Origin of the sequence: Dickeya sp. MK7 (genome assembly GCF_000406305.1) — a bacterium.
GTDB classification, from domain to species: domain Bacteria; phylum Pseudomonadota; class Gammaproteobacteria; order Enterobacterales; family Enterobacteriaceae; genus Dickeya; species Dickeya fangzhongdai.
In genome coordinates this window covers 325,729-341,129 of sequence record NZ_CM001984.1, presented here as the reverse complement: position 1 = coordinate 341,129, position 15,401 = coordinate 325,729, and the positions used below count along the sequence as shown (strand labels likewise).

Annotated in this window: 20 protein-coding genes; 12 read left to right on the top strand and 8 right to left on the bottom strand. The window is 57.5% G+C overall.

What is annotated here, in order from left to right; translation table 11 throughout:
• Nucleotides 1-8: 8 nt before the first annotated feature.
• The 7 genes from murA to mlaF form a co-directional block, all read right to left on the bottom strand.
• Nucleotides 9-1,271, bottom strand: coding sequence for a UDP-N-acetylglucosamine 1-carboxyvinyltransferase (murA, locus tag DXXMK7_RS01665; RefSeq protein ID WP_038917564.1), 1,263 nt, complete (start codon nt 1,269-1,271; stop codon nt 9-11).
• A gap of 53 nt (nt 1,272-1,324) precedes the next feature.
• Nucleotides 1,325-1,579, bottom strand: coding sequence for a BolA family iron metabolism protein IbaG (ibaG, locus tag DXXMK7_RS01660; RefSeq protein WP_038663133.1), 255 nt, complete (start codon nt 1,577-1,579; stop codon nt 1,325-1,327).
• 132 nt (nt 1,580-1,711) lie between these two features.
• Nucleotides 1,712-2,014, bottom strand: a complete 303-nt coding sequence (mlaB, locus tag DXXMK7_RS01655) for a lipid asymmetry maintenance protein MlaB (protein ID WP_038663136.1) — start codon at nt 2,012-2,014, stop codon at nt 1,712-1,714.
• Nucleotides 2,007-2,639 carry a phospholipid-binding protein MlaC gene (gene mlaC / locus DXXMK7_RS01650; RefSeq protein ID WP_038663139.1) on the bottom strand — a complete coding sequence of 211 codons (633 nt, stop codon included), beginning with the start codon at nt 2,637-2,639 and terminating at the stop codon, nt 2,007-2,009. Before mlaC ends, mlaB begins: the two co-directional genes overlap by 8 nt.
• A gap of 11 nt (nt 2,640-2,650) precedes the next feature.
• On the bottom strand, nt 2,651-3,280 hold the full coding sequence (gene mlaD / locus DXXMK7_RS01645) for an outer membrane lipid asymmetry maintenance protein MlaD (RefSeq protein WP_038663142.1): 630 nt from the start codon (nt 3,278-3,280) through the stop codon (nt 2,651-2,653).
• A 4-nt stretch (nt 3,281-3,284) separates the two neighbouring features.
• A complete protein-coding gene (mlaE, locus tag DXXMK7_RS01640) occupies nt 3,285-4,067 on the bottom strand; it encodes a lipid asymmetry maintenance ABC transporter permease subunit MlaE (RefSeq protein WP_038917563.1) in 783 nt (260 codons plus the stop codon).
• 3 nt (nt 4,068-4,070) lie between these two features.
• On the bottom strand, nt 4,071-4,880 hold the full coding sequence (gene mlaF / locus DXXMK7_RS01635) for a phospholipid ABC transporter ATP-binding protein MlaF (protein WP_038917562.1): 810 nt from the start codon (nt 4,878-4,880) through the stop codon (nt 4,071-4,073).
• 280 nt (nt 4,881-5,160) lie between these two features.
• Between mlaF and DXXMK7_RS01630 the strand changes: the two genes are divergently transcribed.
• The 12 genes from DXXMK7_RS01630 to rnk all read left to right on the top strand — a co-directional run bounded on the left by DXXMK7_RS01630 (nt 5,161) and on the right by rnk (nt 13,947).
• The gene (locus DXXMK7_RS01630; RefSeq protein WP_038663150.1) at nt 5,161-6,123 is read left to right on the top strand and encodes a calcium/sodium antiporter; all 963 of its coding nucleotides are present in this window, start codon (nt 5,161-5,163) and stop codon (nt 6,121-6,123) included.
• Nucleotides 6,124-6,153: 30 nt separating this feature from the next.
• Complete coding sequence (kdsD, locus tag DXXMK7_RS01625) at nt 6,154-7,140, top strand: arabinose-5-phosphate isomerase KdsD (RefSeq protein WP_038663153.1); 987 nt, start codon at nt 6,154-6,156, stop codon at nt 7,138-7,140.
• Nucleotides 7,141-7,189: 49 nt separating this feature from the next.
• The gene (kdsC, locus tag DXXMK7_RS01620; protein WP_038663157.1) at nt 7,190-7,756 is read left to right on the top strand and encodes a 3-deoxy-manno-octulosonate-8-phosphatase KdsC; all 567 of its coding nucleotides are present in this window, start codon (nt 7,190-7,192) and stop codon (nt 7,754-7,756) included.
• Entirely contained in the window at nt 7,753-8,322 is a 570-nt protein-coding gene (gene lptC / locus DXXMK7_RS01615) for an LPS export ABC transporter periplasmic protein LptC (RefSeq protein ID WP_038917560.1), read from the top strand. Before kdsC ends, lptC begins: the two co-directional genes overlap by 4 nt.
• Nucleotides 8,300-8,878 (top strand): lipopolysaccharide ABC transporter substrate-binding protein LptA, encoded by a 579-nt coding sequence (gene lptA / locus DXXMK7_RS01610; protein WP_038663163.1) that lies wholly within the window; start codon nt 8,300-8,302, stop codon nt 8,876-8,878. Before lptC ends, lptA begins: the two co-directional genes overlap by 23 nt.
• Before the next feature lie 15 nt (nt 8,879-8,893).
• Entirely contained in the window at nt 8,894-9,619 is a 726-nt protein-coding gene (lptB, locus tag DXXMK7_RS01605) for an LPS export ABC transporter ATP-binding protein (RefSeq protein WP_022631820.1), read from the top strand.
• 49 nt (nt 9,620-9,668) lie between these two features.
• Entirely contained in the window at nt 9,669-11,102 is a 1,434-nt protein-coding gene (gene rpoN, locus DXXMK7_RS01600; RefSeq protein WP_038917559.1) for an RNA polymerase factor sigma-54, read from the top strand.
• Between the two features lie 24 nt (nt 11,103-11,126).
• On the top strand, nt 11,127-11,414 hold the full coding sequence (hpf, locus tag DXXMK7_RS01595; RefSeq protein ID WP_022631818.1) for a ribosome hibernation promoting factor: 288 nt from the start codon (nt 11,127-11,129) through the stop codon (nt 11,412-11,414).
• A gap of 92 nt (nt 11,415-11,506) precedes the next feature.
• On the top strand, nt 11,507-11,995 hold the full coding sequence (ptsN, locus tag DXXMK7_RS01590; RefSeq protein WP_024104239.1) for a PTS IIA-like nitrogen regulatory protein PtsN: 489 nt from the start codon (nt 11,507-11,509) through the stop codon (nt 11,993-11,995).
• Between the two features lie 148 nt (nt 11,996-12,143).
• Nucleotides 12,144-12,998, top strand: coding sequence for an RNase adapter RapZ (gene rapZ, locus DXXMK7_RS01585; RefSeq protein ID WP_013316003.1), 855 nt, complete (start codon nt 12,144-12,146; stop codon nt 12,996-12,998).
• Nucleotides 12,995-13,267 (top strand): PTS phosphocarrier protein NPr, encoded by a 273-nt coding sequence (gene npr / locus DXXMK7_RS01580; protein WP_038917558.1) that lies wholly within the window; start codon nt 12,995-12,997, stop codon nt 13,265-13,267. The genes rapZ and npr overlap by 4 nt, the downstream gene beginning before the upstream one ends.
• Nucleotides 13,268-13,536: 269 nt before the next feature.
• Nucleotides 13,537-13,947, top strand: a complete 411-nt coding sequence (gene rnk, locus DXXMK7_RS01575; RefSeq protein ID WP_038917556.1) for a nucleoside diphosphate kinase regulator — start codon at nt 13,537-13,539, stop codon at nt 13,945-13,947.
• A 66-nt stretch (nt 13,948-14,013) separates the two neighbouring features.
• Here rnk and pmbA read toward each other — a convergent pair whose 3' ends face one another.
• Complete coding sequence (gene pmbA, locus DXXMK7_RS01570) at nt 14,014-15,354, bottom strand: metalloprotease PmbA (protein ID WP_038917555.1); 1,341 nt, start codon at nt 15,352-15,354, stop codon at nt 14,014-14,016.
• Nucleotides 15,355-15,401: the final 47 nt, after the last annotated feature.

The window sequence follows — 15,401 nt, the reverse complement described above, 5'->3', positions numbered from 1 at the left end:
AGGAACGATTAGTCGTTAGCGCTTACACGTTCAATGTTGGCGCCCAACGCGCGTAATTTGTCTTCAATGCGTTCGTAGCCGCGATCGATATGATAAATACGATCCACCAGCGTGGTGCCTTCCGCGATACATCCCGCCAGTACCAGACTGGCTGACGCACGCAGGTCGGTCGCCATTACCTGCGCACCGGACAGGTGCTCAACGCCATGACAAATCACCGTGTTGCTCTCGATTTCCGCCTGCGCGCCCATACGAATCAGTTCGGGGATATGCATGAAGCGATTTTCGAAGATGGTTTCAGTGATGACGCCGGTACCTTCCGCCACCAGATTCAGCAGGCTGAACTGCGCCTGCATATCGGTCGGGAATCCCGGATGCGGAGCGGTACGCACGTTGACCGCTTTCGGCCGGCGACCATGCATGTCCAGGCTGATCCAGTCTTCGCCGATTTCGATATCAGCACCCGCTTCGCGCAGTTTGGACAACACCGCATCCAGCGTATCCGGGCGAGTGTGGCGGCACATGACCTTACCGCCTGACACCGCGGCCGCCACCAGGAAAGTACCGGTCTCAATGCGGTCCGGCAGCACGCGATAGACCCCGCCGCCCAAGCGTTCCACGCCTTCAATGACGATTTTGTCGCTGCCCGCGCCGCTGATTTTGGCGCCCAGCGTATTGAGGAAATTGGCGGTATCGACGATTTCCGGCTCACGCGCGGCGTTTTCAATGATGGTTTTGCCCACCGCCAGCGTAGCGGCGCTCATGATGGTGACAGTCGCGCCGACGCTGACCTTGTCCATCACGATGTGTGCGCCTTTCAGTCGACCTTCGACCGTGGCCTTCACATACCCTTCTTCCAGCGTGATGTGCGCGCCCAGCTGTTCCAGGCCATTGATGTGCAAATCAACCGGACGAGCGCCGATGGCGCAACCTCCCGGCAACGACACCTGCCCCTGGCCAAAGCGCGCCACCAGCGGGCCCAGCGCCCAAATTGACGCACGCATGGTTTTCACCAGGTCATAGGGTGCGCAGAACACGTTAACCGTGCTCGCATCCACATGCACGGAACCGTTGCGCTCGACGCGCGCGCCCAGTTGGCTCAACAGCTTCATGGTGGTGTCGATATCACGCAGCTTGGGAACGTTCTGGATTTCTACCGGCTCTTCAGCCAGCAATGCGGCAAACAGAATGGGCAGAGCTGCGTTTTTAGCGCCGGAAATGGTGACTTCACCAGCGAGCCGGGTTGGACCCTGCACACGAAATTTATCCATAGTGACGATTTCTCAATGTTCAGACTCAATAGCACGGCCGGGCGGCCGCTGAATTACAGACCGCTCAGTTTGCGGTCGCGCTGCCATTCTTCAGGGGTGTAAGCCTTGATCGACAACGCATGAATGCGATTATCCGCGATATATTCCATCAGCGGCGCGTAGACCGCCTGCTGCTGTTTTACGCGGCTCATACCCTTGAACAACTCACCTATCACAATGACCTGGAAGTGGCTGCCGTCACCGGAAACATGCACTTCCTGCAGCGCCAGCGCGCTCATCAGCACGTCTTTAATTTCGTTGTTTTCCATTGCTCTCGATTCTACGTCAGGGGGATGATAAACAGGGTGGTATCTTAGATGAATCTGTCGCTATCTTAAACAAAAGAAATCCCCCTTGCGCACACGCGACAAGGGGGATCGATGCTAACCGGAATGCAAGGTTCAGTCGGCTGGCTGAACGGGAATGATTTCACTCAGGTTATATAACTGAATCAGGGTACGAAGCCGGTCGCTGGCGCCGATAATCGCCAGCGGTTTCCCCCGCTGTTCCTGCTGATGATAAAAATGCACCAGCAGGGCAAGCCCGGAAGAATCCACCCGCGCCACCTGACCGACATCCAGCACGCTGCTGTCGTTCAGCAGTGCCTCGCGCTGCCGCCACAGCGGCAACAGCGTATTCCGGTCCAGATCGCCTTCCAGACGCAGGGCGCCGTCCTCCTGTCGCCAGCGCAGCGCGTCAGCCATTTTTCTGACCCAGCGAAATCGGCTGCTGAGCCGCGGCCTGCAACTGCTTAGTCAGGCCGTCGACCCCGTTCTGACGCAGCGTGGACGCCCACTCGTTCTGCTTGGTGGTAATCATGCTCACCCCTTCGGCGATCATGTCATACGCCTGCCAGTAACCGGTTTTGGTGTTCTTGCGCCACTGGAAATCCAGACGAATCGGCGGGCGGCCGCCGTTATCGATGATGGTCACGCGAATGGAAACGATCTCGGCGTTGCCCACCGGCTGCTCCGACGCGATCTCGTAGGTCTGACCGTGATAAGACGCCAGCGCCTGACCATATGCCTGTTCCAGATAAGCCTCAAACGCCTTGAAATAAACCTCACGCTGATCCGGCGTGGCGTTCTTGTAATACTGACCCAGCACCAATGCGCCGGCGTATTTCACCTGCACATACGGCAGCAGTTCTTCACGCACCACGGTACGCAGATAGTTGGGGTCCTGCTTAATGCGCGGCTGTTCATTTTTGAGGCGGTCGAAGGTTTTCTGCGCCGCGTCGCGCATCAGGCTGTAAGGGTTGGTCTGGTCAGCAGCGCTGACAAACGGGGCTACCACCAACAGAGCAACCATCAATAAACGTTTCAACATGCTGTGTCCTCTCAAGGCTGTTGGGCTGGTTTTGCGCCAGATTCAGGGGTTGCCGCCTCGCCACTTTTCTCCGCCGGTTTGGTTGGTGCCGGTTGAGCATGGCTCTGATTCGCATTATTTGGGGTAACCGTGTCCTGACCGGCATTATTCTGGCTGGCATTGTCAGTATTGTTGCCGCCGCTCTTATATAGGAATTGACCGATAAGGTCTTCCAGGACCATGGCCGACTTGGTGTCCTGGACGGTGCCGCCGTCTTTCAGAATCGACGTGCCCATATCCTCGTCTTCAAAACCCATGTTCAGCGCCAGATACTGTTCACCCAGCAGACCGGAAGTACGAATCGCCAGCGAGCTGGTATCCGGAATGTGGTCGTAACGCTTATCGATATCCATCGCCACCCGCGGCAGATACGTCTTGGTGTCCAGCGAGATATCCGCCACCCGGCCAATCACCACCCCGCCGATTTTCACCGGGGAACGCGCTTTGAGACCGCCGATATTGTCGAAGGTCGCGTACAAACGGTAGGTCTGTTGTTGCCCCAGCGATTTCAGGTCAGCGACTTTCAGACATAAAAAGACTATGGCGCACAGCGCAATCAGCATGAATACGCCAACCCAAATTTCATGTTTCTTTGTTTGCATCGACTCATTTCCCAAACATCAGTGCTGTCAGCACAAAATCCAATCCCAGTACCGCCAGCGACGAATGCACCACGGTGCGGGTCGTCGCGCGGCTGATGCCTTCTGACGTCGGAATCGCGTCATAACCGTTGAACAGCGCAATCCAGGTAACGGTAATGGCAAACACCAGGCTCTTGAGAGCGCAGTTAAGCAAGTCTTTCTGCCACTCCACCGCGTTTTGCATCGCCGACCAGAAAAAGCCGTTGTCGATGCCTTTCCAGTCCACGCCGACCAGCGCGCCGCCCCAGATACCGACGGCGACAAAAATCACCGTCAGCAGCGGCATGGTGATTACCCCGGCCCAGAATCGCGGCGCCACCACGCGGCGCAACGGGTCCACCGCCATCATCTCCATACTGGATAACTGCTCGGTGGCCTTCATCAGCCCGATTTCCGCCGTCAGGGCGGAACCGGCGCGTCCGGCGAACAGCAACGCGGTCACCACCGGCCCCAGTTCGCGCAGCAACGACAGCGCCACCATCATGCCCAGACTGGCTTCGGCGCTGTAGGTAGTCAGGACCAGATACCCCTGCAACCCCAGCACCATTCCGATGAATACGCCGGATACCATGATGATCAGCAGCGACTGCACGCCGACGCTATACAGCTGTTTGCGCAGCAGCGGCCACTGTTTGACCAGCTCCGGCTTTCCGACCAGCGCATTGAACAGCATCAGCCCGGCACGCCCGAAAGCGGCGCAGACCTGAATGCCAACGCGTCCCAGCGACGCTAATGCCTGTACTAGCATGAATTACTTACTCCCCAAGCCTAACAGCCCACGCTGATAATCGCCTGCCGGATAGCGGAACGGCACCGGGCCATCGGCAATGCCATCCAGAAACTGCCTCACGCGCGGATCGCCATTCTGCTGCAATTCAGCCGGCGAACCTTCCGCCACCACGCGTTGGTCGGCGATGATGTAAGCATAATCGGCAATACTCAGCACTTCCGGCACATCGTGGGACACCACGATGCAGGTCACGCCAAGCGCATGGTTCAACTCGTCGATCAGCTTCACCAGCACGCCCATGGTAATCGGGTCCTGGCCGACGAACGGCTCATCGAACATGATCAGCTGCGGGTCGAGCGCAATGGCGCGCGCCAGCGCCGCCCGCCGCGCCATTCCTCCCGACAGCTCCGACGGCATCAGTTCCGCCGCGCCGCGTAGCCCAACCGCTTCCAGCTTCATCATCACCGTACTGTGCAACAGCGGCTCGGGCAGTTGCGTATGTTCGCGCAGCGGCCAGGCGACATTGTCGAACACGTTCAGATCGGTAAACAGCGCACCGGACTGAAACAGCATGCTCATTTTCTTACGGGTCTCATACAGACGGGAACGGGAAAGAATCGGAATATTTTCCCCGTCGAACCAGATTTCGCCGCTGTCCGGTTGCAGTTGTCCGCCAATCAGACGCAGCAGCGTGGTTTTACCGATGCCGGACGGCCCCATGATGGCCGTGATCTTTTGTTTTGGCACGTTCAGCGAGACATCCGAAAAAATCGGCCTGTTGCCCCGCCGGAAACTGAGCCCGCGAATTTCTACCAGATTTTCGTGGTTCATGGTCTCTTTCCTCAACGGCCGCCGATGGCAGCCGCCCGTTTTCACATTTTTGCGCCGCACAGCCCCGACAACCGTCTTCCGGGGTGTTACGCTGGCCCTTCACTGTTACAGAATCAGGACACCGGTTCGTGACCAAAATTGCCATTGGTTTTACTTTTTCGCCCTGCGCAGTCAGAATTAGCGCTAACGAGGAAAAATGGCGGTTTTGCTTATTATTCGTCCAGAAATACTGGTTTGTTCGCCAATAAACCGGTGATTATACCTGAATAAAGGACGCTGCATGCTTTTTGCGACAGTACTGTTAATTGTTGGTTTAGTATTACTGGTTTATGGCGCCGACCGTCTGGTGTATGGCGCTGCCGTACTGGCCCGCACATTTGGCGTACCGCCGATGATTATCGGCATGACGATTGTAGGCATGGGCACTTCGCTGCCCGAACTGATGGTATCCGTGACCGCCGCGCTCAACCATCAGACCGATATGGCGGTCGGCAATGTATTGGGGTCGAACATCGCCAATATTCTGCTGATCCTCGGCAGCGCCGTCCTGATCCGCCCATTGACCTTTCATTCCACACTGCTGCGTCAGGAACTGCCGCCCATGCTGGTGGTGACGCTGCTGTGCGGCGTCCTGCTGCACGACAGCTTCCTAAGCCGCCTGGATGGCGTGATTCTGTTGCTGGCCGCCGCTGGTTGTATCGTGCTGATGCTGCGTATGGCGCACGCCGCCCAGAACCGCGGCGACGACAGCCTGACCCGCGAGCAGATGGCCGAACTGCCCAGAGAGAACAACCAGACCGTGGCGCTGTTATGGCTGCTGATCGGCCTGATTATTCTGCCGATGTCGGCGCGGATTGTGATCGATAACGCCACGGTCATCGCCAATTACTTTAATATCAGCGAACTGACCATCGGGCTGACGGTGCTGGCCGTCGGCACCAGTCTGCCGGAATTGGCGACCGCGATCGTCGGCACCCTAAAAAAAGAAGACGACATCGCGCTCGGCAACCTGATTGGTTCAAATATCTTTAATATCGTGATAGTGCTGGGCGTGCCCGCCCTGTTGTCCCCCGGTGCGGTAAACCCGCTCGCGTTTGCGCGCGACTACTGGGTGATGCTGGGGGTCAGCGCGCTCCTGACGGTTCTCTGTCTCCGCCAGAAACGGCGCATCGGTCAGGGCGCGGGCGCATTGCTGTTATGTGCGTTCATCGCGTACCTTTCGGTGCTGTTCTTGTTCTCATAGCCAGAGCATTGGCAACGCAGGATGTTTTACATGTCACATTTCGAACTACAACCTGGTTTCGATTTCCAGACCGCCGGTCGGCAGGTCCTGTCCATCGAACGCGACAGCCTCGCGCAGTTGGATCAATACATTGACGACAATTTTTCGCGTGCCTGCGAGAAAATGTTTTACTGCCACGGCAAGGTAGTGGTGATGGGCATGGGTAAGTCGGGGCATATCGGCTGCAAGATGGCGGCCACCTTCGCCAGCACCGGCACGCCCGCATTTTTCGTCCACCCCGGCGAAGCCAGTCACGGCGATTTGGGCATGATTACCGCGCAGGATATCGTAATCGCCATTTCCAACTCCGGCGAGTCCCATGAAATCCTGGCGCTCATCCCGGTGTTGAAGCGCCTGCAAGTGTGCCTGATCTGCATGACCGGCAATCCGGAAAGCACCATGGCCAAAGCGGCGGACATCCATCTTTGCGTCCACGTATCGCAGGAAGCCTGCCCGCTGGGTCTGGCGCCGACCTCCAGCACCACCGCCACGCTGGTGATGGGCGATGCGCTGGCAGTCGCGCTGTTGCAGGCGCGCGGCTTTACCGCCGAAGATTTCGCGTTGTCGCACCCCGGCGGCGCACTTGGCCGCAAACTTCTGTTGCGGATCAACGATATCATGCACACTGGCGACGAGATCCCCCGCGTCAGCCGCGACGCATCGCTGCGTGACGCGCTGCTGGAGATAACCCGCAAGAATCTGGGGATGACGGTGATTTGCGGCCCCGACGATCGTATCGAAGGCATCTTTACCGACGGTGACCTGCGCCGGGTGTTCGACATGAATATCGACCTGAACAGCGCCGGTATCGCCGATGTGATGACCCGCGGCGGTATCCGGGTTACACCGCAAACGCTGGCGGTGGATGCGCTGAACCTGATGCAATCCCGCCATATCACCTCGCTGCTGGTGGCGGAGGACGACCGCCTGCTGGGGATCGTCCACATGCACGATATGCTGCGCGCCGGCGTGGTGTGAACCGGCGACGTGCGTACAACGCAGAATGAAAAACCAAGGATATGTGTGAATGAGTGAAATCCGGCCGCAAACCGATACCTGTTACGGGCCTGTCGATACCCAGGTGATGCAACGCGCCCGTGATATACGTCTGTTAATCTGCGATGTCGACGGGGTACTTTCCGACGGCCTGATCTACATGGGAAATCAGGGCGAAGAACTCAAAGCCTTCAACGTACGCGACGGCTACGGTATTCGCTGCCTGCTGACGTCCGACATCGACGTGGCGATTATCACCGGCCGTTCGTCGCAGCTGCTGGTCGACCGCTGCCAGACGCTGGGTATCCGCCATCTTTATCAGGGACAATCGGATAAGCTTTTGGCCTTCCGCGAGCTGTTGGATACACTGTCGCTCACCGCCAGCCAGGTTGCCTACATCGGCGATGATCTGATCGACTGGCCGGTGATGGCCGAGACAGGGCTGAGCGTCGCGGTAGCCGACGCCCATCCGTTGCTGCTGCCCAACGCGCACTATGTGACGCGCATTGCCGGCGGCCGCGGCGCGGTCAGAGAGATTTGCGATCTTATTTTGCTGGCGCAGGGTAAACTGGATTTCGCCAAAGGGCTGTCGATATGAGTAAAACAAAACGCTGGCTAACGCTGTTGCTGGCATTGATTGCGTTGGTGCTGATCGGGTTAAATCTGACAAACCAGCGTGCGGGAAACGGGCCGACGGAAGTGCAGAATAACGATCCGGCCTATACCATGCAGAAAAACATTACCGTGGTGTATGACCCGACCGGAAAGCTGAGCTACAAGCTGGTGGCCGAAAAAGCGGAGCACTACAACGCCGACCAGGTAAGCTGGTTTACCCAGCCGGTGGCGACCATGTTCAATGAACAAGCCGTCGCCACCTGGTCGGTACGGGCCGATCGCGCCAAACTGACGAAAGATCGCATGCTGTATCTGTACGGTCATGTCGAAGTCAACAGCCTGACCAACGACTCGCAACTGGAGCGGATTAAAACGGATAATGCGCAGATAAATCTGGTTACGCAGGACGTGACGTCGGATGACGAAGTCACCCTGTACGGTGTCAACTTTACTTCTAACGGATTGAAAATGCGCGGAAATCTGCGCAGCAAAACCGCTGAGCTGATCGATAAGGTAAAATCCTATTATGAAATCCAACCAAAAAATTAATGTCTTACACAGCATCCTGATCGCCAGCTCGCTTTTTGCCGTCAGTATTCCGGCACTGGCGCTGACCGGCGACACCGATCAACCCATCCACATCACCTCCGATCAGCAGGCGTTGGACATGCAGGGCAACGTGGTGACGTTCACCGGCAACGTTATCGTCACGCAGGGATCGATAAAAGCGCAGGCCGACAAGGTCGTGGTCACCCGTCCTAACGGCCAACAGGGCCATGAAGTGATCGAAGGCTACGGCAACCCGGCCACCTTCTATCAGATGCAGGACAACGGCAAGCCGGTCAAAGGCCATTCTCAGAAGATGCGTTACGAAATGGACAAGCAGCTGGTTATTCTGACCGGCGACGCCTATCTGGAACAGCTGGACAGCAACGTTAAGGGCGACCGCATCACCTATCTGGTGCAACAGCAGCAGATGGAAGCGTTCAGCGACAAAGGCAAACGAGTCACCACCGTGCTGGTCCCGACGCAGTTGCAGGACAAAGGCACCCAGAACGGCGCCAAGCCCAGCGGCAACACCGGCAAGCCCACCAAACAACAGTGAGTAACGCGCTAACCCATGGCAACACTAATCGCCGAAAATCTGGCCAAGGCGTATAAAGGCCGCAAAGTGGTGGAAAACGTCAGCCTGAATGTGAATTCAGGCGAAATCGTCGGGCTGCTCGGGCCCAACGGGGCCGGCAAGACCACCACCTTTTATATGGTTGTCGGTATCGTCCCGCGCGACGAAGGCCGCATCGTGATCGACGATGAGGACATCAGCCTGCTGCCGCTGCACGATCGCGCCCGCCGCGGCATCGGTTACCTGCCGCAGGAAGCCTCGATTTTCCGGCGTCTGAGCGTCTACGACAACCTGATGGCGGTGCTGGAAATCAGAAAAGATCTGACCCGTGAACAGCAGCAGGATCGCGCCAACGAACTGATGGAAGAGTTTCATATTGTTCACCTGCGCGATAGTTTGGGACAATCGCTGTCCGGTGGCGAGCGCCGCCGGGTGGAAATCGCCCGGGCGCTGGCCGCCAACCCCAAATTCATCCTGCTGGACGAACCCTTTGCAGGGGTAGACCCGATTTCGGTCATCGATATCAAGAAAATCATTGAGCATCTGCGCGATAGCGGGCTGGGCGTGTTGATTACCGACCATAACGTTCGCGAAACGCTCGATGTCTGTGAACGCGCTTATATCGTTAGTCAGGGCCAGCTTATTGCCCACGGCTCACCGATGGATATACTGGCGAATGAGCAGGTAAAACGAGTCTATCTGGGCGAAGGCTTCCGACTCTGATAACGTCATGTTTTAGGTTGATCATTCAAAAAGGAAGTTAGCGCGCGTTATGAAGCAAGGTTTGCAACTCAGGCTCAGCCAGCAACTGGCTATGACACCGCAGTTACAGCAGGCCATCCGCCTGCTGCAGTTGTCCACGCTTGAACTCCAGCAGGAAATCCAACAGGCGCTGGAAAGCAACCCGTTGCTGGAGCAAGCCGATATTCATGACGAAGTGGAAACCCAGGAAAGCAGCGACAGCGAAACGCTGGATACCCGCGAGGCGCTGGAACAGAAGGAGATGCCCGACGAGCTGCCGCTCGACGCCGCCTGGGATGAAATCTACACCGCCGGCACGCCGTCCGGCACCAGTACTGACTACCGCGACGAAGAGCTGCCTGTCTATCAGGGCGAAACCACCCAGACGCTACAGGATTACCTGATGTGGCAGGTGGAACTGACGCCGTTTTCCGACACCGATTCCGCCATCGCCACGTCTATCGTGGACGCGGTGGACAATACCGGCTATCTGACCGTGTCGCTGGACGACATCCGCGACAGCATCGGTAATGACGATGTGACGATGGAAGAAGTGGAAGCGGTGCTCAAGCGCGTACAGCGTTTTGACCCTGTCGGCGTAGCCGCCCGTGATTTGCGCGAATGCCTGCTGGTGCAGCTATCGCAGTTCGACAATGACATTCCCCGTCTGGCCGAAGCCAGGCTCATCGTCAGCGAATACCTCGACCTGCTCGCCAACCATGACTTCCGCACCCTGATTCGTACCAGCCGTCTCAAGGAAGAAGTGCTGAAAGAAGCGCTGGCGTTAATCCAGTCGCTGGATCCGCGCCCAGGGCAGTCGATCAACACCGGCGAATCCGAGTATGTCATTCCGGATGTGCTGGTGCGCAAGATGCAAGGCCACTGGACGGTGGAACTCAACACCGACAGCGTGCCGCGGCTGCAGATCAACCAGCAGTACGCCGCGCTCGGCAGCAGCGCGCGCAACGACAGCGACGGCCAGTTCATCCGCAGTCATCTGCAGGAAGCCCGCTGGCTCATCAAGAGCCTGGAAAGCCGTAACGATACCCTGTTGAAGGTGACCCGCTGTATTGTGGAACAGCAGCAGGCGTTCTTCGAACACGGCGAAGAATTCATGAAACCCATGGTGCTGGCGGATATCGCCCAGGCCGTGGACATGCACGAGTCCACCATTTCCCGCGTAACGACCCAGAAATTTCTGCACAGTCCGCGCGGTATTTTTGAGCTGAAGTATTTCTTTTCCAGCCACGTCAACACCGACAGCGGAGGCGAGGCGTCGTCCACCGCTATCCGCGCGCTGGTCAGGAAACTCATTGCAGCGGAAAACCCCGCTAAACCGCTGAGCGACAGCAAGCTGACCACACTGCTTTCCGAACAGGGAATCATTGTGGCCCGCCGTACTGTCGCCAAGTATCGAGAGTCTTTATCTATCCCGCCGTCAAACCAGCGTAAACAGCTGGTTTGACCCCTACATGAGAAGGAAGACGATATGCAGCTTAACATTACCGGACACCACGTCGAAATTACGGATGCTCTGCGCGAATTCGTGACCTTAAAATTCGCCAAACTTGAGCAATACTTTGATCGTATCAATCAGGTGTACGTGGTATTGAAAGTGGAAAAGATCCTGCACATTGCGGATGCCACCATCCACGTCAACGGAGGTGAGCTGCATGCCACATCGGAAGCGGATGATATGTATGCCGCCATCGATCTGTTGATCGACAAGCTGGCAAGACAGTTAAACAAACATAAGGATAAACTGAAACAGCACTGATTTTGCCGTTTCAGGTGCAGGGACAGCAACCGGCCTGCTGTATGATGGCGGGCCGGTAACCGAAGGCAACAGTGTCGTTAAGTGAACGTATCATGAACAACGAGCCCGTTATGCAACTTAGCGCCGTTCTCCGTAAGGAGTGCACGCGTAGCGCCGTCCACTGTCAGAGCAAAAAGCGCGCACTGGAAATCATCAGTGAACTGGCCGCCAGACAGCTCAACCTGCCGCCGCAGATGGTGTTTGAAGCGATTCTGACCCGGGAACGCATGGGCAGCACCGGTATCGGCAATGGCATCGCCATTCCGCACGGCAAGCTGGAAGACGAGAATACGCTGGGCGCGGTCGGCGTCTTTATCCAGTTGGAGCAGCCGATCGCTTTTGACGCCATCGACAACCAGCCGGTCGATCTGCTTTTTGCCTTGCTGGTTCCCACTGAACAATGTAAAACCCATTTACATACTTTGTCGCTCGTCGCCAAACGGCTGGCGGATAAAACCGTGTGTAAGCGGCTGCGCGCCGCTCAAAGCGATGAAGAGCTGTATCAGATCATGACGGAAGCGGATCTGTCCGACCAGCCCTGACGGCTGGCGGCGCCGGTTTCGGTTGCTATCCACAACGCACGTAACAGCAGGCGCGAGCCTGACAGGATGCCGGCCCGGCCGGGAAAACGAAGTTAGCTAACTGTGGCGGTGGACATTCACCATCCCGCTGCCAGGGGGGAGTCGTCAGATGGTGCTGATGATTGTCAGTGGTCGTTCAGGTTCGGGGAAATCCGTAGCCCTGCGCGCGCTGGAAGACATGGGTTTCTATTGTGTGGATAACCTGCCGGTGGTGTTGTTGCCCGAGCTGGCGCACACGCTGGCGGAACGGAATATCTCCGCGGCGGTCAGCATTGACGTGCGCAACCTGCCGGAAACGCCGGAAGTGCTGGAACATGCCCTGACCCGCCTGCCCCAGAGCTTCTCTCCCCAACTGCTGTTTTTGGACGCCGATCGCAATACGCTGATTCGGCGTTACAGCGATACCCGCCGCCTGCATCCGCTCTCCAGCAAAAACCTGTCGCTGGAAAGCGCTATCGATGAAGAAAACGATCTGCTGGAGCCGCTGCGCTCGCGCGCCGATCTGATCATCGATACCTCGGAGATGTCGGTGCACGAGCTGGCGGAAATGCTGCGTACCCGTTTACTGGGTAAACGCGAGCGCGAGCTGACTATGGTATTCGAGTCATTCGGCTACAAGCACGGCATCCCGATTGATGCGGATTACGTGTTTGACGTGCGTTTCCTGCCTAACCCGCACTGGGACCCGAAACTGCGCCCGATGACGGGTCTGGATAAACCGGTGGCCGCGTTTCTCGACAGGCACACCGAAGTCCACAACTTCATCTACCAGACCCGCAGCTACCTGGAACTGTGGCTGCCGATGCTGGAAACCAACAACCGCAGCTATCTTACCGTCGCGATCGGTTGTACCGGCGGGAAACACCGCTCGGTCTACATCGCCGAGCAACTGGCGGATTACTTTCGCTCCCGTGGCAAAAACGTGCAGTCACGCCACCGTACGCTGGAAAAACGCAAATCATGACCGTCAGGCAAACCGTTGAAGTGACAAACCGTCTGGGGATGCACGCCCGCCCGGCCATGAAACTGTTCGAGCTGGTGCAAAGCTTTGACGCCGCGGTGTTGCTACGCAACGAAAGCGGCACCGAAGCCGACGCCAGCAGCGTCATCGCCATGCTGATGCTGGATTCGGCCAAAGGGCGTCATATCGAAGTGGAAGTCACCGGCCCGGATGAAGAACAGGCGCTGGCGGCGGTCATTCAGCTGTTTGAAGCCGGGTTTGACGAGGATTAATCTGCCGGGGCGGCTCCTGCTGACGCAAGTCGCCTCGTGATCCCGCGCTCTTCCTTTTTTCTGCGTTCAGTTTTTATGTGGTAGGTTTTTCTGTAGTAGGTTTTTCTGTAGTAGGTTTTTCTGTAGTAGGTTTTTCTGTAGTAGGCTTTTATGCGGCGAGTTTTTATGCGGTAAGTTCCCGACATCCCTGCTACCATCAGATTAACTTATGCCCCTGCCCTTCGCGGCGGGGGTGTTGTTATCTGCTATTGCAAAAACTGGAGAGACATATGGATAAACCGCACCTGACGATTAGCGAGCTGGATGCCGAACGCCTGGATGCGCTGCTGGAGCAACCCGCTTTTGCCGATACAGAGGTGGCTCAGGCCCTGAGCGAAGAACTGGATCGGGCGGATATCGTCCAGCCGGTCGAGATTCCGGCCGATGTAGTCACCATGAACAGCCGGGTTCGGTTCCGCGACCTGCTCACGACGGAAGAACATATCCGCACGCTGGTCTATCCGGCCAGCCTTAAAGACAGCCGGGAGCAGATTTCGGTCATGGCGCCGCTGGGCGCCGCGCTGCTCGGCATGCACGTCGGCAACAGCATTGCCTGGCCGTTGCCGAATGGTGAAGAAACGCGGATTGAAGTGATGGAACTGCTCTACCAGCCGGAAGCGGCGGGTGAATACCACCGCTGATAACGGCGACATGCGCCAAACGACTGCCCTGAATGTCCGGGCAGTCAATGTCACTGAAAATAAAACTTATACCCCGGCAATCTTCATCGACGGCAACAAGACCGAGCCGCACTGGATGTTGCTGCGCGTTTCGATATCATCACCGATGGTCACCATGTTGCGCAGCATATCTTTCAGGTTGCCGGCGATGGTGATTTCGCTCACCGGATACTGAATTTCGCCGTTCTCCACCCAGAATCCGGCCGCGCCGCGGGAATAATCCCCGGTTACCGCGCTCACGCCTTGCCCCATCAGGCTGGTGACCAGCAGCCCGGTGCCCATTTCCTTCAGCATGCCGTCAAAATCCAGCCCGCGCCCGGCAATACGCCAGTTATGAATCCCGCCGGCATGGCCGGTGCTCTTCATGCCCAGTTTACGACCGGCATACGTGGTCAACAGCCAGGTTTGCAATACGCCGTCTTTGACGATATCGCGCTGCTCGGTGCGAACGCCTTCGCTGTCGAACGGGGTGGACGCCAGCCCTTTGCGCAAATGCGGCAGTTCCTGAATGGTCAGCCATTCCGGCAGAATCTGTTTGCCGAGGCTATCCAGCAGGAAAGTGGATTTACGGTAGACGCTGCTGCCGCTGATGGCGCCGACCAGATGACCGAACAACCCGGTCGCCACTTCGGCGGAGAACATCACCGGCGCTTCCATGGTGGCCAGTTTACGCGGCGACAGGCGCGCCAGCGTACGGCGGGCGCACTCTTCCCCAACCCACGCCGGCGAGCTCAGATCGCCCAGCGCGCGGCCGATGGTGTAGGCGTAATCGCGCTCCATCTCGCCGTTGTGCTCGGCAATCACGCTGACCGACATGGAGTGGCGGCTGGAGCAGTAGCTTTGCAGCATACCGTGGCTGTTGCCGAAAACCTTGATGCCATAGTGGCTGTTGAAACTGCCGCCTTCGGTATTGGTAATGCGTTTGTCGGCTTTCAGCGCCGCCTGTTCAGCGGCTGCGGCCAGTTCGATACCGCGATCGGCGTCCAGCTCCGCCGGGTGGAACAAGTCCAGATCCGGCGCCTCAAACGCCAGCAGATCCTTGTCCGCCGGGCCAGAGCATGGGTCAACCGAGGTGTAACGGGCAATATCCAGCGCCGCCTGCACCGTGCGGGCAATGGCGTCCGGGCTCATATCGGTGGACGACGCGCTGCCCTTGCGCTGTTGATAGTAGACGGTAATACCGAGCGCACCGTCACTATTGAATTCGACGTTTTCAACTTCACCATACCGGGAGCTGACGCTGATCCCCGTTGTTTTCGTGACGGCAACTTCCGCCGCATCAGAACCGGCACGGGCCAATTCCAGCGCCTGCGATACCGCCTGTTCCAGCACTTTACGCTGTTCTGCAACCTGAGTGATTATTGTCATCGATTTGCCATAATGAGTGAGAAAACATTCAGATAATCCATGATGCA